The sequence below is a fragment of the Pseudomonas brassicae genome (assembly GCF_010671725.1).
Classification (GTDB): Bacteria; Pseudomonadota; Gammaproteobacteria; order Pseudomonadales; family Pseudomonadaceae; genus Aquipseudomonas; species Aquipseudomonas brassicae.
Map to the genome: position 1 here is coordinate 1 of NZ_JAAHBU010000553.1, position 931 is coordinate 931.

Annotated in this window: 1 protein-coding gene; it reads right to left on the reverse strand. The window is 52.7% G+C overall.

All coding sequences use genetic code 11. From position 1 onward, the window contains the following. Positions 1 to 218 precede the first annotated feature (218 nt). Positions 219 to 931 (reverse strand): TonB-dependent siderophore receptor (locus G3436_RS25945; protein ID WP_243667333.1); only part of this gene is annotated, 713 nt, incomplete at its 5' end.

Consider the following 931-nt stretch of genomic DNA (forward strand, 5'->3'; position numbering starts at 1 on the left):
ACTTCTTGTCGAACGCATGTTCAGGTTGTAGACAAGCGACCAGTGATCGTCAGTTGATACTCAGCCATGGCATTCCACACCGCATATCCAGCCTGGCGGTAATCATAGTTTTCGCTACTATGACTTCACCCGTAGTGGGGTTTAGGACAGCAGCCTTACCACTGACATAGTTCGCACTTTGAAGGTTGACGCCACCGCCTATCTTGAGGTCTTTGAAATCACCTGGCAGGCGGTAGGTGGACCACAAGTTTGAACAGATGCTTGGGCGTTACTCCACTGAACACATCACCGTTGTTGCGATTGCGGTTATGGTTGTAGGTATAGCCAGCCATGAGGCTCCAGTCCGGTAGCACCTCACCGCTGATCTCCATATCGATCCCCTTGCTCACTACCTCACCCTGCGTCAGGTAACAGCAGTTGCCTCCAAACAGTACTGATGTCAATGGATAGGCTGGATCTTCTACTGCCTGATTTTCGCGTTTGGTGTAGTAGAGTGCCAACGAAGTATTGACTGCTCCGCCCCACAGCTCCCCCTTGATACCTGTCTCGTACGTCTCGCCTGTCATTGCCTCTACCGAACTACCCGGCAGTGGCCCTTGCAGATTAGCTTGCTGGGGCTTGAAAATCTCTGAATAGCTTGCATACGCAGACCACTCGTCACTCAGGTCGTAAACTACCCCGCCATATGGCACGACTTTGGTCGGTTCTCGAACCGACACATTCGATGCCACCGCCCAGGCGCCAGTTATACTGTTGAACTCACGATAGATCTGGTCGAACTTGTAACGCTGTACACGGGCACCGACGATCAGGTGTAGCGGGTCAGCCAGATGCAGGCGCAATGTGGAATAAAGGCCGTACTGCACTTGTGAGTTGGGGTCATAGTCGCTCACCCAGTCTTTGCGGATAGGTGGTTCATCCAAGGGGTCGA